The organism is Roseomonas indoligenes (assembly GCF_017813365.1).
Classification (GTDB): Bacteria; Pseudomonadota; Alphaproteobacteria; order Acetobacterales; family Acetobacteraceae; genus Roseomonas; species Roseomonas indoligenes.
Map to the genome: position 1 here is coordinate 31074 of NZ_JAGIZA010000026.1, position 19258 is coordinate 50331.

Annotated in this window: 20 protein-coding genes; 3 read left to right on the plus strand and 17 right to left on the minus strand. The window is 69.6% G+C overall.

Translation table 11 applies throughout. From position 1 onward, the window contains the following. Positions 1–413: 413 nt before the first annotated feature. From J5Y10_RS28175 to J5Y10_RS25050, 9 genes are all read right to left on the minus strand, one after another. Entirely contained in the window at positions 414–971 is a 558-nt protein-coding gene (locus tag J5Y10_RS28175) for a cysteine hydrolase family protein (protein WP_342453015.1), read from the minus strand. Then, positions 862–1695: a GntR family transcriptional regulator gene (locus J5Y10_RS28180; RefSeq protein ID WP_209376860.1), complete on the minus strand. Its 834-nt coding sequence runs from the start codon at positions 1693–1695 to the stop codon at positions 862–864. The genes J5Y10_RS28175 and J5Y10_RS28180 overlap by 110 nt, the downstream gene beginning before the upstream one ends. Before the next feature lie 92 nt (positions 1696–1787). Next, on the minus strand, positions 1788–2804 hold the full coding sequence (locus J5Y10_RS25020) for a Bug family tripartite tricarboxylate transporter substrate binding protein (protein WP_245215079.1): 1017 nt from the start codon (positions 2802–2804) through the stop codon (positions 1788–1790). Positions 2805–2995: 191 nt separating this feature from the next. After that, the gene (locus J5Y10_RS25025; RefSeq protein ID WP_209376861.1) at positions 2996–4594 is read right to left on the minus strand and encodes an ABC transporter substrate-binding protein; all 1599 of its coding nucleotides are present in this window, start codon (positions 4592–4594) and stop codon (positions 2996–2998) included. Between the two features lie 92 nt (positions 4595–4686). Further along, on the minus strand, positions 4687–5856 hold the full coding sequence (locus J5Y10_RS25030) for an LLM class flavin-dependent oxidoreductase (RefSeq protein WP_209376862.1): 1170 nt from the start codon (positions 5854–5856) through the stop codon (positions 4687–4689). Beyond that, positions 5856–7280 carry an amidase gene (locus J5Y10_RS25035; RefSeq protein WP_245215080.1) on the minus strand — a complete coding sequence of 475 codons (1425 nt, stop codon included), beginning with the start codon at positions 7278–7280 and terminating at the stop codon, positions 5856–5858. Before J5Y10_RS25035 ends, J5Y10_RS25030 begins: the two co-directional genes overlap by 1 nt. Continuing rightward, a complete protein-coding gene (locus tag J5Y10_RS25040) occupies positions 7270–8097 on the minus strand; it encodes a polysaccharide deacetylase family protein (protein WP_209376863.1) in 828 nt (275 codons plus the stop codon). Before J5Y10_RS25040 ends, J5Y10_RS25035 begins: the two co-directional genes overlap by 11 nt. Beyond that, positions 8094–8870: an SDR family NAD(P)-dependent oxidoreductase gene (locus J5Y10_RS25045; RefSeq protein WP_209376864.1), complete on the minus strand. Its 777-nt coding sequence runs from the start codon at positions 8868–8870 to the stop codon at positions 8094–8096. Before J5Y10_RS25045 ends, J5Y10_RS25040 begins: the two co-directional genes overlap by 4 nt. Then, positions 8863–9627, minus strand: a complete 765-nt coding sequence (locus J5Y10_RS25050) for an SDR family NAD(P)-dependent oxidoreductase (RefSeq protein WP_209376865.1) — start codon at positions 9625–9627, stop codon at positions 8863–8865. Before J5Y10_RS25050 ends, J5Y10_RS25045 begins: the two co-directional genes overlap by 8 nt. A gap of 100 nt (positions 9628–9727) precedes the next feature. Between J5Y10_RS25050 and J5Y10_RS28835 the strand changes: the two genes are divergently transcribed. Next, positions 9728–10522 carry an IclR family transcriptional regulator gene (locus J5Y10_RS28835; protein ID WP_209376866.1) on the plus strand — a complete coding sequence of 265 codons (795 nt, stop codon included), beginning with the start codon at positions 9728–9730 and terminating at the stop codon, positions 10520–10522. 271 nt (positions 10523–10793) lie between these two features. Here J5Y10_RS28835 and J5Y10_RS25060 read toward each other — a convergent pair whose 3' ends face one another. The 6 genes from J5Y10_RS25060 to J5Y10_RS25085 are packed head-to-tail and all read right to left on the minus strand — an operon-like array spanning position 10794 to position 16556. Continuing rightward, a complete protein-coding gene (locus J5Y10_RS25060) occupies positions 10794–11987 on the minus strand; it encodes an FAD-dependent monooxygenase (protein WP_209376867.1) in 1194 nt (397 codons plus the stop codon). A gap of 46 nt (positions 11988–12033) precedes the next feature. Continuing rightward, positions 12034–12738, minus strand: coding sequence for an ABC transporter ATP-binding protein (locus J5Y10_RS25065; RefSeq protein ID WP_209376868.1), 705 nt, complete (start codon positions 12736–12738; stop codon positions 12034–12036). Further along, complete coding sequence (locus J5Y10_RS25070; protein WP_245215081.1) at positions 12738–13511, minus strand: ABC transporter ATP-binding protein; 774 nt, start codon at positions 13509–13511, stop codon at positions 12738–12740. Before J5Y10_RS25070 ends, J5Y10_RS25065 begins: the two co-directional genes overlap by 1 nt. Positions 13512–13520: 9 nt before the next feature. Next, entirely contained in the window at positions 13521–14507 is a 987-nt protein-coding gene (locus J5Y10_RS25075; protein ID WP_209376870.1) for a branched-chain amino acid ABC transporter permease, read from the minus strand. Between the two features lie 2 nt (positions 14508–14509). Then, a complete protein-coding gene (locus J5Y10_RS25080; RefSeq protein ID WP_209376871.1) occupies positions 14510–15391 on the minus strand; it encodes a branched-chain amino acid ABC transporter permease in 882 nt (293 codons plus the stop codon). Positions 15392–15413: 22 nt separating this feature from the next. Continuing rightward, positions 15414–16556: an ABC transporter substrate-binding protein gene (locus J5Y10_RS25085; protein WP_209376872.1), complete on the minus strand. Its 1143-nt coding sequence runs from the start codon at positions 16554–16556 to the stop codon at positions 15414–15416. A gap of 300 nt (positions 16557–16856) precedes the next feature. On the opposite strand from J5Y10_RS25085, the gene J5Y10_RS25090 reads away from it, so the two are divergent. Together J5Y10_RS25090 and J5Y10_RS25095 are read left to right on the plus strand one after the other, a co-directional pair. After that, complete coding sequence (locus J5Y10_RS25090) at positions 16857–17084, plus strand: hypothetical protein (RefSeq protein ID WP_209376873.1); 228 nt, start codon at positions 16857–16859, stop codon at positions 17082–17084. Next, a complete protein-coding gene (locus J5Y10_RS25095; protein WP_209376874.1) occupies positions 17081–17824 on the plus strand; it encodes a TetR/AcrR family transcriptional regulator in 744 nt (247 codons plus the stop codon). The genes J5Y10_RS25090 and J5Y10_RS25095 overlap by 4 nt, the downstream gene beginning before the upstream one ends. 10 nt (positions 17825–17834) lie before the next feature. On the opposite strand, the gene J5Y10_RS25100 is transcribed toward J5Y10_RS25095, so the two are convergent. Together J5Y10_RS25100 and J5Y10_RS29035 are read right to left on the minus strand one after the other, a co-directional pair. Next, positions 17835–19043: an FAD-dependent monooxygenase gene (locus J5Y10_RS25100; protein ID WP_209376875.1), complete on the minus strand. Its 1209-nt coding sequence runs from the start codon at positions 19041–19043 to the stop codon at positions 17835–17837. Positions 19044–19119: 76 nt separating this feature from the next. After that, positions 19120–19258, minus strand: a 139-nt coding sequence (locus J5Y10_RS29035) for a 2,5-dihydroxypyridine 5,6-dioxygenase NicX family protein (RefSeq protein ID WP_490384332.1), incomplete at its 5' end; no start/stop codon positions are given.

A 19258-nucleotide genomic window follows, 5' to 3' on the forward strand; every position in this document is an offset into this window, starting at 1 on the left:
GCATTCTTTAGCAGGGGGCAAGCTGGTGGCTGCACAAAATCCCCGGAAGGCCGGGAACGACAGGAATTTCAATCTGGCCTGTCCGGGACTAGGGGGCGCCGCCCCCTGGCACGCCCGGGCAAACGCGAAGCGTTTGTCCCGAGCCGGGAGCCTGGTTGGACCTAAGGTCCAACCCTGGACCTGCATCGGGCTGCCGCGGAACTGACCTGATCTGTCAGCACTCTACGATCGGGCTCGATCCTGCCCCTGCAGTCGCCTCGGCTCCACGAGCCGAGGCGCACCGTCAGCCGGGGAGTCCCAAAGCCTAGAAGAAGATGATGGTGAGGGGTCTGGGGAGAGGAAGAATTCCTTCTTCCTCTCCCCGGGACAGACCGCCGGTGAAAGATTGGGACAGGCTCAGACCGGACGCGCCCTCAGTCGGCGAAGCTGACCTCGTCCACCGTCTGAATCTTGGCGAAGCGCTGCATGCAGAAGATCGCGTTCCGGTGCTCCTCCTCGGAGGCGCCGGCGCAGCAATCCTCGACGACGACGCAGGCGTAGTCGCGATCGTGCCCTTCCCTCACGCCCGTATGCACCACGCCGTTGGTCGAGACGCCCGTCAGGAACAGGCGCTTGGTGCCGAGTGCGCTCAGCGTCGGCTGGAGCGAGGTTCCGTAGAAGGGGCTGACCCGGTGCTTGACGATGTCGAGATCATCCGGCCTGGGTTCCAGCGGGGCGTAGACCTCGGTGCCCCATCCACCGAGCTTGAAGAGTCCCCTTTCCCGTGCCGCCGAGAAGACCGGCGAGTTCGGCGGGCACTGCACGTAGTCGGGGGAGAAGCCGACCCGCACGAAGCCGACGCGGCATCCCGCGGCGCGTGCCTTAGCGATCAGTGCGCGTGTCCGCGCGACCACGCCGCGGCTTTCGATGATCGGTGCGTAGGTCTTGGCGTTCGGTCCCTCCGGGTGGATCAGGTCGTTCATCATGTCCATGACCAGCAGCACGGCTTCGCTCATCTTGCCCGGTTTCCTTGTTTGATTTGCGCCTGGGTTGGGCGCCGGGATCCGCGGGCGCAGCGGGCTTTCGCTCCATCGCCTCGTTCACGGTGGCCCATCCGGCCTCGATATGCCGCCGCAGGGCGAGCATCGCTCCGGTGAGGTCGCCCTCGATCATCGGCCGCAGGAGCGCCTCGTGCTCCTCGACCGCCTGGAAGGCGCGCCCCTCGACGCGATTGATCACGTCGAACGGGTAGCGGGCCCAGAGGATCTGCACGAAGTGAAGTGTCTGCGGCAGGTCGGCGGCCACATACATCTGCTTGTGGAAGCGGTAGTTGGCAGCCCTTGCCTCGGCACTGTCGCGCTTGTTGACCGCCTCGGCGAACTCATCGGCGGAGCGGCGGATGAGGCGCAGGTCGTCAGTCGTCGCCTTCTCGACGGCGTGGCGAATGAGTTGGCCCTCGAGGAGAATGCGCAGATTCAGCGTCTCGACCGAGGCGGCGACGTCGAGCGGCGCCACGACGGCACCCTTGTAGGAGCTGCCGCTAATGTAGCCCTCGGCCTCCAGCAGCTTCAGGGCTTCCCGGACAGGCGTGATGCTGATCTGGAGGGTCTTCGCGATCTCGGCCTGCTTCAGGCGGGTGCCGCGTGGAAAGTGACCGGCAAGGATGGCCTCGCGCAGATAGTCGGCGACCTGCTCCTCTTTGGTGCGATACTCCACGGGTGTCGTGATCCCTTCTGGCCTGGCCGCTCGGCGGCGAAGGGCCAAGTTTATAAAATGCCCCGGGGTTCCTGACGAATCCGGTGCCCCCTTCAGTCCGCCCGGATGTTGGCGGCCTGGATCACCTCCCGCCACCGAAGGATGTCCGTTTTGAGGAAAGCGCTGAACTCCACGGGCGGCATCCCGACCGGCACAAGGCCGAGATCCTGGATTCTCGGCCGCAGCGCCGCGTCGCCGAGCGCGGCCTGGAGTGCCGCGTAGAGGGCCGTGACGATCGGCGCCGGAAGGCCGGCCGGGCCGAACAGCCCGTGCCAGGCCGCCACGTCGAAGTCGGGGATCCCCGCCTCCTCCACGGTGGGCACGTCGGGCGTCCAGCTCAGCCGCGTGTTGGAGGTGGTGGCCAGCGCGCGGAGCTTGCCGTCGCGGATGAAGGGCAGGACCGCCGTGACCTGGTACACCAGCATCGGCACCGTGCCCGACATCACGTCCGTCACGGCCTGGGCGCCGCTGCCGTAGGGAACGTGCTCCAGCGGCGCCCCCGTTCTCAGGACGAGCAGCTCCCCCGCCAGATGGCTGGAGGTGCCGTTGCCGGCGGAGGCATAGGCCACCTTATTGGGCTGGCGCCGGGCCCATTCCAGGAATTGCGGCAGCGTCGTCGCGGGAACGCTCGGGTTCACCACCAGCAGGTTCGGAGCGTTGGTGACGAGGGAGATCTGCGTGAAGTCCCGCACGGGATCATAGGGCAGCCGAGGCATCAGGGAGGGCAGGACCGCGTGGGACGCGACGGCCCCCATGAGAAGTGAGTAGCCGTCGGGCGGGGATCGCGAGATGACTTCGCTGCCGACGGCACCGCTAGCCCCGGGCCGGTTCTCCACGACGATGGGCTGCCCGAGGGTCCGGGCCATGGCCGGGGCGACGAGCCGGGCCATCGTGTCGGTGCTCGTTCCCGCGCCATAGGGCACGACGAGCCGGATGGGGCGGTTCGGATAGGCTTGGCCGGATTCCTGGATGCCGGCACGCGCGGCAGCCGCGGGGAGGAGCCCTGCCGCCGCGGCCAGCATGAGCGTCCTTCGGCTTGCGGCGCCGGGCCGATCCGCGGCGAAGGCCATGCTGCCCGTCCCTCCCCTTCCTTCTTGCCTACGGCACGACAGCCGACAGGATTGGGAGATAATGCATTTTATATTGAGCGGTGCAACAGGACAGTCCGATGGGCCTCAGCGATCCTCCCTCGCCGCGCATGCGTCAGGTTCGGAGGTCAGGGCGGCGATGCGGACCATCGGCATCGCCGCACCTCTCCGGTTCAGCGGCCGCCCCGCTCGATGTTCCAGAGGATCGGGAAGCCGAAGTCGATGACCCCCTTGAGCTCAGCCCGCCATACGGCTGGGCTGGCGAACTGCCCGGCCAGCGGAAAGTTAGCGCCCTGAATGGAAAGGCGCTGCAGCTCGCCCGCGATCTCGCGCCGCTTTGCCGGATCGCCCTCGGCCTCGAAGCGCTCGATCACCGGGGTCATGGCGGCGTCGCAGTAGCCCCAGGGCTGGTTGTTCGTGCAGTTGTAGCCGATGCCGGGGTTGCTGAGAGGGTTTGCCAGGTCGAAGCCCGTATAGATCACCGGCAGCAGGCTCCACCCGCCCTGGTCCAGCGGCTGGCGCTGGATCCAGCGCTGCGCGTGGGAGGACCAGTCGGAGGTTTGGACATCCAGGTTCATGCCGGCCTGCTTCAGCCGGTCCAGCATCACCAGGCCGATGGGATTGATCAGCGCCGAATCCGCGGGCTGCAGGAACACCACGCGCTCCCCCTTGTAGCCGGCCTGCTGGAGCAGCTCCCGCGCGCGGGCGATGCCCGTCTCCCGGACCGGCTCCGTGCCCGCCGGGCCGGCGTAGAAGGTGCCGCAGGCATAGAGGCTGAGGCAGTCGGGCTGGGAAAGGTTTTCCGGCACGCCTTCCGCCGCGATGATCTCGCGCCGGTCCATGATCTGCTGCACGGCGCGGCGCACCAGCACGTTGTCGAAGGGCGGCTGGTGATGGTTGATGCTGATGCCGCCAACGATCTCGGCGTAGCCGCGGGCGCGGGCCAGCACCAGGTTGCGGTCGCGCTGCATGGTGCGGATGTAGTCGATCGGCGCGTATTCCAGGTAGTCGACCTCGCCCCGCTGGACCGCCGCGGCGCGCAGGCCGGGATCGCCCATGTTGACGAACTCGACGCGCTCCACCCTGGCCACCTTGCCGCCGGCCAGCCCGTCCGCCGGCTCGCTGCGCGGCCGGTAGCGGGGATTGCGGGCGAAGACCGTGCGCTCGCCGGGGATCCACTGGTCCCGCAGGAACAGGAAAGGGCCGGAGCCCACCACCTCGGCCACCGGCGTCGTCGGGGGCGTGTTGGCGGCCAGGCGCGCGGGCATGATGAAGGGCACCTGCACGCTCGGTTTGCCCAGCGCCTCGATCACCAGGCCGAAGGGGCGGGACAGCTCCAGGGTAAAGGTCTTGGCATCGGTGCTGCGCAGCTCCTTCGTCGCCGCCATCAGCCGGCGCCCCAGGGAGTCCCGCAGGCCCCAGCGCTTCAGCGACGCGACGCAGTCCTCCGCCGTGACCGGCGCGCCATCGCTGAACTCCAACCCGTCACGCAGGGTGAAGGTATAGGTCAGCCCGTCCTCGCTGACCTTCCAGCCCTCCAGCATCTGCGGGCGGTACTCGCCCTTGCTGTCCATGGCGATCAGCGTATCGAAGACCATGTAGGAGAAGTTGCGCGTGACGAAGGAGGGACCCGCGATCGGGTCCAGCGTCTGCAGCCCGACATTCAGCACCAGCCGCAGCGGCCGCTCCTGCGCCACTGCCGGCGCCGTAAGCGGCGCGGCCGCGAGCAGGGCGGCCGCCATGGCGTTGCGCAATCCTGTCCTGATTCCCATCGACGTCGTCCTTTTCCGAGAGACACCGTGTGATCACTGGCGCGCCCCGCCGGGGCCGCCCTTTGCCGGGCCGAGCGCCCGGCCGATGGCTGTCAGCAGGCCGGCACCCGTTCCGCCGGTCTGAAGCGGTCCCGCAGGCCCCGGCCTTCCAGTAGGGGCATCGCCTCCTCGAAGCGGCGGAGGCCGTCCGCGAAGTCCACCCAGGTCAGGAGGACGCCGTCGAGGCCCGCATCCGAGAGCTGTTCCAGCCGCAGGGCGATGTCACCGGCCGTGCCGACGAGGCCGGAACCGCCCGCCCCTGCCGCGAAGCGCTTGCGGAAGGCGCGCACGGCCTCGGCCGACTGCAGAATCTTCGTCTGCGATCCCACGCCCGCGCTCCAGGCATCCAGGCTCGGCCCGTCCTCCTGGCGCACCGCGAAATGCTCCAGGTAGTCCTCGGCCTCCGCCCGCGTCCCCCGCTGCACGCAGTAGGCATAGGTCCAGACCTGCACCTCCCGCCCGTAATCGCGCCGGGCCATGTCCTTATAGACGGCGATCTGCGCGGCGATCTCGGCGGTGTCCTCGGAACGGAGGATGAGGAAGCAGATATCCGCGTGCTCGCAAGCAAAGCGCTGCCCCCGGTCGGACCCGCCCGCATTGACGATCGGCGGCCCGGGCTGCTGCAGCGGCTTGGGCATAGAGGAGCCGCGGAGGATGCGGAAGAACCGCCCCTCGTGGTCGAACTCCGCCTCCTCCCGCCAGAGGCGCTGGATGATATCCAGCCATTCCTCGAGGTGGTCGTAGCGCGCGTCATGCTCCGCCATGGCAGCGCCGAACATCTCCAACTCCGGCTTGTTCCACCCGCCCACCACGTTCAGGGCAAAGCGGCCATCCGCGATGATGTCGATCGTCGCGCACTGCTTCGCGGCCGTGACGGGGTGCAGCGTGGGCGCGTGGGAGGTGGCGATGACGGCCATGTGGCGCGTGGCCTGCGCGATCCCAGCGCACCAGGTGAAGGGATCGAGGGTAACGCCGCTCGGATGCGCCGGCTCGCCCTTGATGTAGCCCTTCCACCTTGCGTAGGCGAGCACGGCCTCGAATCCCAGCGCGTCGGCGAGTTGCGCGGTCTCGACGGAGGCCTTCCAGCTCGGGCGGTAGGCCTCCGGCACCAGGGTCTGCGCGGCGCCCTTCCCGTTCGTCCCGAAGATGCCGAGCTTCATCCGGTTGCCGCCGAGCAGCGGGTTCCGCCGCCGGGCCGCGTTGGGGGGCGCCGCGCCGGCCATCACGCGACGACCGGCTTCACGCTGTCCACCACCCAGCGCGCCAGCCCGGCCAGGGCGGCGTCCGTGTGAAGCTGGCCGATCACCTGCACGCCCAGCGGCATTCCGGCGACGGAAAGGAGCGGCAGGGTGATGGCGGGCGAGCCGAGCACGGAAGTGGCGGCATTGTAGGCGGGCAGGCCCGTCGTGTGTGTCACGCCGGAGTCCTTGGCCTTGTTCTCGATAAGTGGCGCGGGGCCGACGGAGGAGAGGCTGATCAGCCCATCGGCCAGCGGCCCGATCGCCTCGAAGGCGCGGCGCGCGGCCTCCCGCTGCATCAGGACCAGGCGGTAGTCCTGGAGCGTCATGCTGCGGGCGAGGCCGAGGCGCGACATCATGCTCTCGCTGAGCCCGGTGGGAAAACGCTCGACGAGGTTCTCCAGCGTCCAGCGCAACTCATAGCCACAAACATCGCGGCAGATCGCCAGGCTGTCGCCGATGGCACGCTCGAAGTTCTCGATCAGCGGGTTGTCGCCGCGGCGCAGCAACATCACGCCCGCGTCGCGCAGCTGGCCGAGGAGCCGGTCGAAGGCGGCAGCCGTGGCCGGGTCCGTCACCGCCCAGCCCTCGCTCTCCATCACGATCAGGCGGCCGGGCTTCGTCGCCGGGCGCGGCGTCACTTCCCCGTAGAGCCCGGGCTGGCCGGGATCGCCGCCGGAGCGGCTGCCCATCTCGTAGAGAACCTGCCACATATCCGTCAGGTCGCCCGCGTGCACGCCGATATGGCTCTGGCTGAAGGCCAGCCGCTCGCCGCGATGGATGGCGCCGAAGCTCGGCTTGATCGCGGTGTTCGCGCAGAAGCCCGCCGGGCGGATGATGGAGCCCACCACCTGCGTGCCCAGCGCCGCCGGCACCATCCCCGCCCCGATCACGGCGGCGGAGCCGGAGGAGGAGCCACCGGGCGTGTGGTCGGGGTTAAAGGGGTTGGTGGTGGGGCCGGGATGGGACATGCCCAGCTCTGTCGTCACGGTCTTGCCGAGGATGACCGCGCCGGCCTGGCGCAGTGCCAGCACGCTCGCGCTGTCCATCTTTGTCTGCGCGCCCTTGAACAGGGGAGTTCCCTGCTCTGTCGGCATGTCCTTCGTCTGCAGCATGTCCTTGATGCCGATCGGCATGCCGTCGATGGCCGAGAGCGCGCGCCCGGCCTTGTAGCGGGCCGTGGCCGTATCGGCCGCCTCCCGCGCACCGGCCTGGTTCAGCGTCACCCAGGCGCGCACCACCGGCTCTCGCGCCGCGATCACCTCCAGGCAGCGCTCCAGATAGGCGCGGGGCGTGTCCGTGCCATCCTGGAAGCGCGGCACGGCGTCGTGGAAGGTCAGCGGGCGGAAGGTGGCGGGGTCGTAGCCCGTGGCGCGGGCCGCACCCGTCATGTGGGTGTCAGGCGTCATGGGCGGCGCTCCAGGCTTCGGCCACTTCGGTGCCGGTGGCGAACCAGACGTTCGGGAAGGACTTGATGAAGCCGATCATCTCCCGCAGCAGCGCGATGCGGCTGGGCCGCCCGATCACCTGCGGGTGCATGACGAGGTTGTAGAGGCCGCCCCAGCGATAGATCTCCCGGAACTCGTCCTGGAAGATCTCGAGGATGTGGCTGTTGGGGAAGATCGGGCGCGGCGACTTCACGGAGAACAGCGCGTGCGGCGCGTCGTCCGTGCTCCAGTGCCAGGGCAGCTCCACCGGCCCCTTGGTGCCATCGGGCAGCTTCAGCCGGTAGGGCACCACGTCGTCCAGGAGCGAACTGTCGTAGAGGAAGCCGTGCTTGTGCAGCAGCCGGATCATGCTGTCGCTGGATTCACCGGCGGGGGAACGATAACCACGCGGCACCACGCCCACCACGCGCTTCAGGGCGTCCAGGCCCTTCTCCATCTCCTCCACTTCCTTGTCCGGGAAGTCGGGATCGATCCAGTTGTGGGAGTAGCTGTGATGCGCCACCTCGTGCCCGCCAGCCACGATCATCTCCGTGCGCTGCGGGTGGTGTTCCGCCGTCCAGCCCGGGACGAAGAAGGTGGCCTTCAGCTCCTCCTCTGCCAGGGTCTCCAGGATCTTCGGCACGCCGACCTTCGCTCCGTAGACGCCCTGGCTGAGGATGCCGGGCCGGCGGGCGTTGGAGGGGTCGCGGGAGGTCCAGAGGGTCTCCGCGTCGAAGTCGAAGGTCAGCATGACGGCGATGCGCGCGCCGCCGGGCCAGTTCACACTCTTGTCGATCATCCCATGGTGTCCTCTCCGGGGGCGCGCGGCGGGTTGCGAGCCGTGGTCCAGCCGCCATCGACGGCGATGACCTGGCCCGCCACGAAAGAGGCGTCGTCGGAGGCCAGGAAGGCGATGACCGAGGCGATCTCCTCCGGCTTGCCCGCGCGCCGCAGCGGCGTCGGCTCCACGATGGCCTTGATGTAGTACGGCTTCGTCAGGTGCTTCTCGGTCATCGCCGTCTCGATGACGCCGGGCGCGACGGCGTTCACGAGAATGCCTTCCGGCCCGAGCTCCGAGGCGAGCTGCCGCGTGAACTGCGCCACCCCCGCTTTTGCCACGGCGTAGGCGGTGGTGCCGGGATAGCCGGACAGGGCCAGGGTGGAGGAGAGATTGATGATCCGCCCGCCGGGACGGGACAGGTGCGGCGCAACGCCGCGCGTGACCCTCAGCACGGCCTTTAGGTTGGTGTCGATGAATCGGTCGATCAGATCATCATCCGACTCCGCCAGCGACCTGGAGCCTCCGATCCCCGCATTGTTCACGAGGATGTCGATGCGTCCGAAGGCGGCGAGCGCCGCGCGTGCCAACGCCTCGCCGGCGCCCTTGGCGGCGATGTCCAGTTCCAGGAAGGGCGCCCCGATCCCCGCCGCCGTCGCCGCAACCTCCGGGATGCGGTCGGCCAGCAGCACCCTCGCGCCCTCCGAGACAAGGCGGCGGGCGGTGGCGGCGCCGATCCCGCGCGCCGCGCCGGTGACGATCGCCGCGCGCCCCTCCAGGCGAAGATCAGGCAAGCCGGCCTCCATCGACGGGAAGTGCGACGCCCGTGGTGAAGGCGGCGTCATCGCTGAGAAGGAAGAGAACGGAGGCGGCAACCTCGCCTGCCTTGCCGAAGCGCCCGAGCGGGTGGCGGGCGCGGAACTCCGCTTCCCGCTGCGCCCGCGCTTCCGGGCTGGGGGCGGAAGCGAAGGTCTCCTCCAGCATCGGCGTCTCAATCGATCCCGGGCAGACGCAGTTCACGCGGATGCCCTCCGGCGCGTGCACCCGCGCCAGGCTGCGGCTCATCATCACTACCGCCGCTTTGCTCGCCGAATAGGCCGGCAGCGCGGGGGAGCCGGTGAGGCCTGCGGCCGAGGCGAAGGTGACGACCGCGCCGCCGCCTGCCTCCCGCAGCAGCGGCAGCACGGCGCGCAGCGTCAGCCAGGTGCCCTTCACGTTGATGTCGAAGAGGCGGTCCCAGTCCTCCTCAGCCATCTCCGTCAGCGGCACGGTGGCGCCGATGGTTCCGGCGGCCGTCGCCAGCAGGGTCACTGGACCGAGGCGGCGGGCCTCCTCGGCCAGGCGCGCCTGGTCGGCCGCGCTCGTCACGTCGCCTGTCACGGTGACGGCCCCAGGACAGTTCCGCGCCGTATCGGCCAGTCCCGCCCCGTCCCGGTCGAAGAGGAGGACGCGCGCGCCCTCCGCCGACAATCCCTCCGCCGCCACCCGGCCGAGGCCGGAGGCGGCGCCCGTCACCACGGCCACCCGGCCGGTGAAGCGGTCAGCTCTCATGAGACGCGGCGTGCCGGGGCATCTACCCTCCAATACCCATAAAGTATTGACCATCGATACGACCGAATTGTAGACGAATGCTAAGGACGGGAGGGGCGCGGTGTCAAAGGGAAATCCGCCGGCATCGGCCGCGGCCGACTACGCCGACCCACGGCTCTACGTGCAAGCCGTCGAGAAGGCGTTCCGCGTGCTGGAGGTCTTCGGCACGCTGCAACGGCCGCTCTCCCTCGCGGAGATCGCGGAGGCCTCCGGGATGGACAAGAGCGGCGCGCAGCGCATGTGCTACACGCTGCGCCGCCTTGGCTACCTCGCGCTCGACGAGCACGGGCGTGGCCATGTCCCGGGCCTGCGCCTGATGGACCGGTCCTACGACTTTCTGCGGATGCACCCGCTGGTGCAGCGCGCCACAAGTCCCCTGATGGACCTGCGGCGGACGACGCAGGAGCGCGTGGACCTGAGCCTGCCGGACGACCTCTCGATCATCTATGCGGTGCGCCTGCAGAGCAAGCGCGAGACCTTTGCCGCCACGCTCGTCGGGCGCCGCCTCCCGGCCTTCGCCTCATCCGGTGGCCGGGCCATGCTGGCCTATCGAAGCGACGAAGAGGTTGAGAGCATCCTCGGGCGGTCCGACCGGCGGGCCATGACGCCAAAGACCGTGGTGGATCTGCCCGGCCTTCGCGCGAAGGTCACGGAGGCGCGCGCGCTCGGCTATGCCCTCGCGATCGAGGAGTGGTTCCTCGGCGAGATCGTGCTGGCCGCCGCGGTCACGGATGGAGGGGGCAGGCCAGTGGCCGCCATCCATATCGCGGCATCCCTGTCCGAGTGGGAGGTGGAGGCGTTCCGCAAACGCATGGCGCCGCTGGCCATGGAAGCCGCGCGGGCGCTGAGTGGCTGACGGAGGCGTTCCGCGGCCGGTTCCCGCTGCGGGAGGGAGATCCTTTGCGGGCGCCGCGGTGCACCGACCCGTGACGCGCTGAAAATCCTTCCGTCGTCACCGCGCTTCACGCGAGGCCCGCGCCGTTCAGCCGCGGGTCGGGCTTGTCCATAACATCCATCTCAATCGTGCCGATAACCGCGTGCACTGGGAGCACGTACTCGGCCAGGTCGGCGTTGAGGAAGCCGCATGGCGCGGGTCCACCTCGCTCACCTGTCGCAGCAGCAGGCCTTCACGAATGTGCGGTGACGTCGTGCTCGTAAAGCCAATCGCCCCCGAGCCCCGTCTTCTGCGGGTTGAGCACGCCCTTGATGAAATAGACCGCGTCGCGCCAGAGCCGGGCAGACGGCGAGGTGAGATGGTTCTTGCGGCCCTGCGCACGGGCACGGAGCAGCACTTGGCTGGTGCGCGGAACACGCGCCGCCTCATAGGCCGCGAGGGCCGCCTCCACCCCCTCGGTGCCGGCGCGGCCGATCTCGCGGCCGAGGACGTAGCCGTCCTCCAATGCCATGGCGGCACCCTGGGAAAGGAAGGGGAGCATGGCGTGGGCCGCGTCGCCCAGCAGCGTGACCCGGCCCTTGCTCCAGCGCGGCATGGGCTCTCGGTCGAACAGGCCCCACTTGAAGATGTCCTCGGCCTTGTCGAGCAGGGCGAGCATGCGCGGATTCCAGCCGGGATAGGCGGCCATCATCTCCTCCCGCGTCGAGCGGGCGCTCCAGCTCTCGTCCTGCCAGGCAGCCGTCTCGTGCACCGCCACGATGTTCACGCCCGTCCCGCCGCGGATCCAGTAGGTGACGACATGGCCGTGAGGGCCGTTCCACACGGTCGTGCAGGGTGCGACGAGGTCGTAGTCCGGCCGCTCGAAAGGCACGATGCCGCGCCAGCACATGGTCCCGGTGTAGCGCGCGGGCTCGTTGCCGAACGTGGCACGGCGCACGGCCGAGTGGATGCCGTCCGCTCCGACCACCAGGTCCGCCTCCACCTCGGTGCCGTCATCGAAGCGGGCAACCGCCACGGCGCCCTCCGTGCGGATGCCCGCGCAGCGCTGCCCGAGGCTGATCGCCCCCCCCGCCGCGCCCTGCATCAGCAGCGCCTGCAGGTCGGCGCGGTGCACCTGCAGGTAGGGCGCGCCGTAGAGGCGGGGGCTGTCCTCCAGCGGCGTGCGGAACATCTCGCGGCCGCTGATCCCGTCCAGTCCCCAGATGGCCTTGGGGCGGAAGCCGAGCCGGAGGATGCCCTCCTCTAGCCCCAGGCCGCGCAGGGCCTTCACGCCGTTGGGCGTGATCTGGATGCCCGCGCCCACCTCGCGGATGGCGGGTGCCTGCTCATGAACCGAGACTTCGGCACCCGCACGGCGGAGCGCACAGGCGGCGGCGAGGCCCCCGATGCCGGCACCGATGACGACGACCCTGGCGGGACGTGGCATGAGAAGTCCTTCCCGGCGCCTTCGGGCACCGCGCGTGAGGAGGGATTCAGCCCCCGAGATAGGCCTGCAGCAACGCCTTGTCGGCCTTCAGCGCCCGCGTCGGGCTGTCCGCCACCACCCGCCCGGAGGACAGGACGTAGGCGCGCGAGGCGAGGCTGAGGGCGAGGCTGATGTTCTGCTCCACCAGCAGCACGGAGACGCCGCGCGCGTGAACGGCGCGGATGATCCCGGCCACCTGCTGCATCAGCACGGGGCTGAGGCCGAGCGAGGGCTCGTCCAGCAGCAGGAGCTTCGGCGCGGACATGAGCGCGCGCCCGACGGCAAGCATCTGCTGCTGCCCGCCGCTGAGGCGGCCGGCATACTCGGTGCGGCGTTCCCGCAGGACGGGGAAGCTCTCGAACACCTCCTCCATCCGGGCCCGGATCATGGCGCGGTCGGAGACGGTGTAGGCGCCCAGCTCCAGGTTCTCCGCCACCGTCATGCGCGGCCAGACCTTTCGCTCCTCCGGGCAGTGGGCGATGCCCTGGCGCACCACCCCCTCCGGCCGCGCGCGGCCGATCGCCTGGCCCTGGAAGGTGATGCTGCCGGCCTGCGGGCGCAGCAGGGCGGAAATGGTGCGGAGCGTCGTGGTCTTGCCCGCGCCATTAGGGCCGAGGAGGGCCACCACCTCCCCCTCCCCGACCTTGAGCGAGACGCCCTGGAGGATGTTGACGGCGCCGTAGCCGCTCCGCACGCCCTGAAGTTCGAGCATCAGGCCGCTTCCTCCTCGAAGGGGGTGCCGAGATAGGCCTCGATCACCTGCGGGTTCTCCTTCACCTCGGCGGGCGTGCCCTCGGCGATCTTCTCGCCGAAGTTGAGGACGACGACGCGGTCGGAGACGGACATGACGAGGTCCATGTCGTGCTCCACCAGCAGGACCGTGAGGCCGCGCCCGTCGCGCAGGCGGCGCAGCAGCTCCGTCAGCTTCTCGCCCTCTCGGCTGTTCAACCCTGCCGCGGGCTCATCCAGCAGCAGCAGGCGCGGGCGGACGCAAAGGGCGATGGCGATCTCCAGCAGGCGGAGCTGTCCATAGGCGAGGCGCTTCGCCGGGGTGTCTCGAAAGCGCGCCAACCCCACGAGGTCGAGGATGCCGTTCGCCTCCTTCATGGTCCGGGCGGCACGGTCCCGCGCGCTGCGGAGGCCGAAGACATCGCTGAGGAGGGGGCTGCGCATCCGCAGGTAGCTGGCCAGCCGCAGGTTCTCGATCACCGGCATGTTCGCGAAGACGTTGGTGATCTGGAAGCTGCGGACCATGCCGTGCCGCGCGACCGCCTCGGGGCTCAGACCCGTCACGTCCTCGCCCTCCAGCCGCACCCGGCCGCTATCCGGTCGGGCGAAGCCGGTGATGAGGTTGAACAGCGTCGTCTTGCCCGCCCCGTTCGGGCCGATGAGGCTGACGATCTCGCCTTTGCCGACACGGAGGGTGACGTCCTTGACGGCCTGCAGGCCGCCGTAGCGCTTGGAAACGCCGTCGATCTCGAGCATCGCCATGGTTCAGGACCGCAAGGGGGAATCAAGGGCTTCTGTGGGGCTCTCCTCCGCCGGCTCCGGCCGGCGCCGCCAGCGCAGGCTGACAAGCCCGTCCGGCAGGAACATCACCGCGAGGACGAGGAGAATGCCGAAGATGCTCAACCGCGCCTCGTTCACCGAGCGCAGCAGCTCCAGCGTGATCCCGACGACGGCGGCGCCGAGCAGCGGCCCGAGCAGCGTGCCGCGGCCGCCGATCACCACCATCATCAGGGCCGAGAGGGTGAAGCTGAAGCCCAGCACCTCCGGCCCCACGAAGGTGAGGTAGTGCGCGTAGAAGGACCCGGCGATCCCGGCCAGCACGCCGCCTGCGACGAAGGCGACGAGGGCGTGGCGGAAGGGATCGATGCCGACGGCGCGGGCCAGCCGCCGGTTCTCCCGGACGGCCAGGGCGCCCAAGCCGAAGCTGGAGCGGGCAAAGCGCCAGGCGGCGTAGAGGGTGGCAGCCAGGAGAGCCAGGCCGAGATAGTAGAAATGCGCCTTGGAGGCGAAGTCGGCGAGGACCGTGCCGCCGAAGGAGAGGCTCGGGGCCGGGATGTTGGGATAGCCCAGCGGCCCGCGCAGCAGCTCCACCGAGTTCATGACGACGTAGCGGAGCACCTCGGCGAAGGCGAGGGAGATGAGGACGAAGAAGTGCCCTTCCAGCCGCAAGGTGATCGCGCCAACCGCGAGGGCGGCGGTACCGGCGACGATCCCGGCCGCGGGCAAGCAGAGCCAGAAGGGCAACCCCGCCTCGGTGGAGAGCACGGCGGAGGTATAGGCGCCAAGCCCGAGGAAGGCCGCGTGACCCAGCGACAGCTCCCCGACATAGCCCACGATCAGGTTCAGGCTGGTCGAGAGCATGGCGTAGAAGAAGGTCATGATCAGCAGGTGCATCACGTACTGATCGCCGACGAAGGCCGGCAGGACCGCGGCGAGCGCGAGCAGGAGGAGGACGATCCGGTTCTCTGTCATGCTCAGCCCACCCGCGAGGCCGGGGCGCCGAGCAGGCCGCTCGGGCGGAAGAGGAGGATGGCGATCACGAGGACGAAGCCGACCGCGTCCATGTAGCCCGTGGAGACGAAGCCGCCCCAGAGGCTTTCGGCCAGGCCGAGCAAGAGGCCGCCCAGCACCGCGCCGGGCAGGCTGCCGATGCCGCCGAGGATGATGACGACGAAGGCCTTCACCGCCGCCGGCTCCGCCCGGCTGGGGTCCACCACGAAGACGGCGCCGAGAAGGATGCCGGCCAGCCCGGCAAGCGTGGTTCCCAGGGCGAAGGTGAAGCTGTGGATGCGGGCGATCGGGATGCCCGCCAGCGCCGCCGCCTCGGGCTGCTGGAACACGGCCCGCATGGCCCGGCCGGCGCGGGTATGGGAGATGAGCAGCCAGGTGGCGATGATGGCGACGACGGAGACGCCGATCGCCAGAATGCGGGACTGGGAGATGATGACATCGCCCAGGAAGATCGGCGCCCCCTCAAGCCCGGTCTTCACGTTCTTTGGCTCCGTGCCGAACAGCATCAGCATGGTGTTCACGAGAAAGACCGAGAGCCCGATCGTGACGAGGGTGACGGGCAGGATGTGGGCGTCCCGCATGCGGGCGAGCAGCCCGGCCTCGATCACCACGCCCAGGCCCCACATGATCGCCAGCACGGCGGGGATGGCGGCCCAGAGGGGCAGGCCCAGCCGCTCGGTCGCCACGCTGGCCAGCATGCCGCCGAGCACGAAGAGCGCGCCATGGGCGAAGTTCACGATGTTCATCAGGCCGAAGACGAGGGAAAGGCCCAGCGCCGTCAGGGCGTAGAAGCACCCCGTCACCAAGCCGTTCAGCGCGAATTGCAGGAAGTCGCTGAGCAACATGATCCTTTCCCCCTCCCTGCGGTCAGTCGTTGCGCTCGAGGGTGGCCGTGCCGCGCACCTCGGCCCGGCCATTCCCGATCTCGACCACGTAGAGCTGCAGGCCGTAGATCTGGTGCTTGTTGTCGAAGCGCAGGTTGCCGGTCGGGCCAGTGAAGTCCGTCTGCTCCAGCGCGGCCTGGATCGCGGCGGCGTCAGTGGAGCCGGCGCGCTGGATCGCCTGCGCGATGATATTCATCGTGGTGTAGCCGGAGGCCGAGTACTTGCCAGGGTCCTCGTTGTGCATGGCGCGGAAGTCGCGCACGAAGGCGGCGTTGCGGTCGCCCGGGGCGGCGGCGGTATAGGCGACGCCGGCCAGCAATCCATTGGCGGCGGGGCCTACCAGGTTCAGGAAGGTGGGCGTCGTCCAGGCACCGACGCCGAAGATCCGGGAGGGGATGCGAAGCTCCCGCGCCTGCTTCACCAACGTCGCGGCCGCCTGCGTCTCAGCCACCACGATGATCAGGTCGGGCCGCGCGCTGCGGAGGCGGGTGAGCGGCGTGTAGAAGTCGCTCGCGCTGTGGTCGAAGAACTCGGAAACCGAGGTCGTCACGTTCATCTTGTCGAAAACGCCGCGGAAGGAGGCAACGGTGCCCCGGCCCCAGTCGTCGTTCACGGCGAGGAAGGCGACGGTCTTGGCCTTCGTCTGCTCGACCAGACCATGGGCGAAGGCGGCCGCGATCATCGCGTCCGTCTCAGCGTTGCGGAAGAACCAGCGGTTGCCGGCCTCGGTCAGCGTGGGCAGCGAGGAGACGCCGGTGACGAGCGGCAGGCGGTTGCGCTCGGCGATCGGCATCACGGCCTGGGTGGCGCCGCTGCAGAAGGCGCCCATCAGCACCGAGACCTTCTCGGCGGTGATCAGGCGCTCGGCGGCGGCGACGGAATCGGCCGGGCGGCAGGCACCGTCGGCGATCACCAGCTCCAGCGGGCGGCCCAGCACGCCGCCGGCCTTGTTGATTTCCTCCGCCGCCAGGCGCGCGCCGCGGATGACGCTGGTGCCGTCGAAGGCCACGGGCCCGGTCTGCGGCTCGATCAGGCCGATGCGGACGGGCTGCGGCTGCGCGACCGCCGTGGCGCCCGTGGCACCCAGGAGCGCGAGCCCGGCGAGGAGTCGACGAAGGTTCAACATTCCCAATTCTCCTTGCGTCCGCGACGCGGTGAACCGCTGGATGGTGATGGCCGCACCTTCCTCGCCATGGAGGCCGGCATCTGCCCGTTGGAAAGCAAGCCAGATGCCATGGCGGGCAATTCTGTATTTGGTCGGCCAATTAATTGACAGGAGCCGGATGCGGTCAAGGACCGATTGCGCCGGAGGCACCTTGCCCTTCCCCTGTGCGGAGAGATTGCCCCTCCTGAAATTCCCCCGGCCCGGCGTTCACGCCGCGCATCTTTCCTGTTATCGCCTCCTCCCTCTGGGGGAATCTGGTCCATGGAGTTCTGGCGCCTTTCCGCCGCCGAAATCGTCGTCCTCGCCCGCCGGCGCGACGCCTCGGCCGGGAATGTGACGGCCGGCGCCCTCGCGCGGCTGGATGCGGTCGTCCCGGCGCTGAACGAGATCGTCGGTCCCCGCTACCGGAAGGGCGCCCTTCTCGCCGGCGGTGAGGCCATCGGGGCGCGCGGCCCGGCGATCCGGTCCGGCGATCCGGTGTCCGCATGACGGAACCGCGGAAGCGGCCGGTCCGCCGGCGGGTCGGGCCCGGGCGCCCGGAAGGCCCGAGCGACCTGCGGGACCGCATCCTCGACGCAGCCGAGAGGAAGTTCGGCACGCTGGGCTTCGAAGGCGCCTCGCTGCGCGACATCGCGGGGGAGGTCGGCGTCACCCAGGCGCTGGTGAACTACTACTTCCACTCCAAGCAGAACCTGTTCGAGGAGGCCTATACCCGGCGCGCGGAGCTGATCGGCCAGGATCGCCTGCGGCGTCTAGAGGCGCTGCGGGCGCGCGAGACGCCGCCGACCCTGCCGGAGCTGATCGAGGCCTTCATCGCCGGCATCATGGCCCTGCGCGGCTCGCCTGCAGGGCGCGCCTTCATCCGCCTGCAGGCGCGGCTGAACATCGAGACGGGCCGCACGGCGCTTCGCCTGCGGCGCGACAGCTACGACCGCTCGAGCCACGCCTATGTGCAGGAAATCCGGCGCTGCGTCCCGGGGCTGACGGAGGCGCAGGCCTATACCCGCTTCGTGCTCATGGTCGGCGCCTATCTCTACGCGGTTTCCGACACCAACCGGCTGAACGAACTGTCCGACGAGTCCGGCACCGTCGTCGGCGGCGCCGATCTCATGGCCGAGACCGTTGCCTTCCTGACGGGCGGCTTCGAGGCCGTGTCACGCCCCTCGCAGCCAGCGCGCAAGCCTTCCCCCGCCCGGTCCAGGGCCGCGCCGCGCCTCGTCGGGGGCTGAGGCACGGCCATCAGGCGGGCTGCGGATCCAGGCTCTTCGCCGTCGCGTCGTACTCATAGACCCAGTTGGCGCCGAGGCCGGTGGTCTGCGGGTTGATGACGCTGCGGACGAAGTACTTCACGTCCCGCTTGATCTGCGCGAGGCGGGAGGAGAGGTGATAGGTCTTGCCGCGCTCGCGGGCCTCCAGCTGCACGCGGCTGGTGCGCGGGCGGCGGCGCGCCTCGTAGCGGGCGAGCCCGACCTCCGGCGTGGCCTCCTCGGCCAGGCTGCGGGCCAGCACGAAGCCGTCCTCGATCGCCATGGCCGCGCCCTGGGAGAGGAAGGGCAGCATGGGATGTGCCGCATCGCCCAGCAGGGTGACACGGCCCCTCGTCCAGGCCGGCATGGGGTCGCGGTCGAACAACCCCCACTTGTAGGTCTCGGTGACGTTGGAGAAGAGCTTCTGCAGGTTCGGATGCCAGCCGGCATAGCCGGCCATCAGCTCCTCGCGCGTGCTCGGGGTGGTCCAGGATTCGGCCACCCACTCCTTGTGCTCCAGCACGGCCACGATGTTCACGGCCCGCCCGCCGGAGACGTAGTAGGTCACCACATGCCCGTTCGGGCCGAGCCAGAAGCTGCTGTCCGGGCTGACGAAGTCCAGCGGCTGCGTCTCGAAAGGCACCACCGCGCGCCAGCACATGTTGCCGGTGTAGCGCGGCGGCTCGTCCCCGAAGAGCTCGCGCCGCACGGTGGAGTGGATGCCGTCGGCGCCGACGATGACATCCGCCTCGTACTCGCTGCCGTCGGCGAAGCTTGCCATGGCCGTCCTCCCGGCCTGGCGGATTCCGGTGCAGGGGCTGGCGAGGGTGGCCTCGCCGTCCCGGACCTGCGAGGCGAGGATGCGGTGCAGGTCGGCGCGATGGACGTGGAAGAAGGGAGCGCCGTAGAGGCGCGGGCAATCCTCCGCCAGCGGCGTGCGCCACATCACCCGCCCGCTGCGCCAGTTCCGCCCGATGATGTTCTGCGGCAGGAAGCTGACCGACCTCAGCTCATCGAACAACCCGAGGGCGCGCATGACCTTCACGGCGTTCGGCGTCATCTGGATGCCCGCCCCGACCTCGCCGAAGGCGGGGGCGCGCTCGAAGATGCGCACCTCGCTCCCCTGCTGCCGAAGGGAAGCCGCAAGGGCCAGTCCGCCGATGCCGCCGCCGATGATCCCGACGCGAAGTGGACGATGCATGGAAGTTCCGGTTCAGGCCTTCTGGGTGGGGAAGAAAACCATGGCCCCGGCGCCTGCCGGGGCCCGGTTCCCGTGTTCATTCGGCTGCCAATGGGGCCTCATCAAGAACCTTGCCGTCCCGGGTCACGGGGGTGCCGTCGAGGCGCACGGTGCAGCGGCGCAGCGGGATGTCGATGTGGCAGGGCGTGTTGCGCGTGCCCCCCGCCTCCGTGTTC

Excerpts from the sequence above, each read along its gene's own strand:
- J5Y10_RS28175 (WP_342453015.1), bottom strand. The coding sequence starts at position 971 with ATGGACATGATGAACGACCTGATCCACCCGGAGGGACCGAACGCCAAG.
- J5Y10_RS25020 (WP_245215079.1), bottom strand. The coding sequence starts at position 2,804 with ATGGCCTTCGCCGCGGATCGGCCCGGCGCCGCAAGCCGAAGGACGCTC.
- J5Y10_RS25025 (WP_209376861.1), bottom strand. The coding sequence starts at position 4,594 with ATGGGAATCAGGACAGGATTGCGCAACGCCATGGCGGCCGCCCTGCTC.
- J5Y10_RS25030 (WP_209376862.1), bottom strand. The coding sequence starts at position 5,856 with ATGGCCGGCGCGGCGCCCCCCAACGCGGCCCGGCGGCGGAACCCGCTG.
- J5Y10_RS25035 (WP_245215080.1), bottom strand. The coding sequence starts at position 7,280 with ATGACGCCTGACACCCACATGACGGGTGCGGCCCGCGCCACGGGCTAC.
- J5Y10_RS25040 (WP_209376863.1), bottom strand. The coding sequence starts at position 8,097 with ATGATCGACAAGAGTGTGAACTGGCCCGGCGGCGCGCGCATCGCCGTC.
- J5Y10_RS25050 (WP_209376865.1), bottom strand. The coding sequence starts at position 9,627 with ATGAGAGCTGACCGCTTCACCGGCCGGGTGGCCGTGGTGACGGGCGCC.
- J5Y10_RS25060 (WP_209376867.1), bottom strand. The coding sequence starts at position 11,987 with ATGCCACGTCCCGCCAGGGTCGTCGTCATCGGTGCCGGCATCGGGGGC.
- J5Y10_RS25065 (WP_209376868.1), bottom strand. The coding sequence starts at position 12,738 with ATGCTCGAACTTCAGGGCGTGCGGAGCGGCTACGGCGCCGTCAACATC.
- J5Y10_RS25070 (WP_245215081.1), bottom strand. The coding sequence starts at position 13,511 with ATGCTCGAGATCGACGGCGTTTCCAAGCGCTACGGCGGCCTGCAGGCC.
- J5Y10_RS25075 (WP_209376870.1), bottom strand. The coding sequence starts at position 14,507 with ATGACAGAGAACCGGATCGTCCTCCTCCTGCTCGCGCTCGCCGCGGTC.
- J5Y10_RS25080 (WP_209376871.1), bottom strand. The coding sequence starts at position 15,391 with ATGTTGCTCAGCGACTTCCTGCAATTCGCGCTGAACGGCTTGGTGACG.
- J5Y10_RS25085 (WP_209376872.1), bottom strand. The coding sequence starts at position 16,556 with ATGTTGAACCTTCGTCGACTCCTCGCCGGGCTCGCGCTCCTGGGTGCC.
- J5Y10_RS25090 (WP_209376873.1), top strand. The coding sequence starts at position 16,857 with ATGGAGTTCTGGCGCCTTTCCGCCGCCGAAATCGTCGTCCTCGCCCGC.
- J5Y10_RS25095 (WP_209376874.1), top strand. The coding sequence starts at position 17,081 with ATGACGGAACCGCGGAAGCGGCCGGTCCGCCGGCGGGTCGGGCCCGGG.
- J5Y10_RS25100 (WP_209376875.1), bottom strand. The coding sequence starts at position 19,043 with ATGCATCGTCCACTTCGCGTCGGGATCATCGGCGGCGGCATCGGCGGA.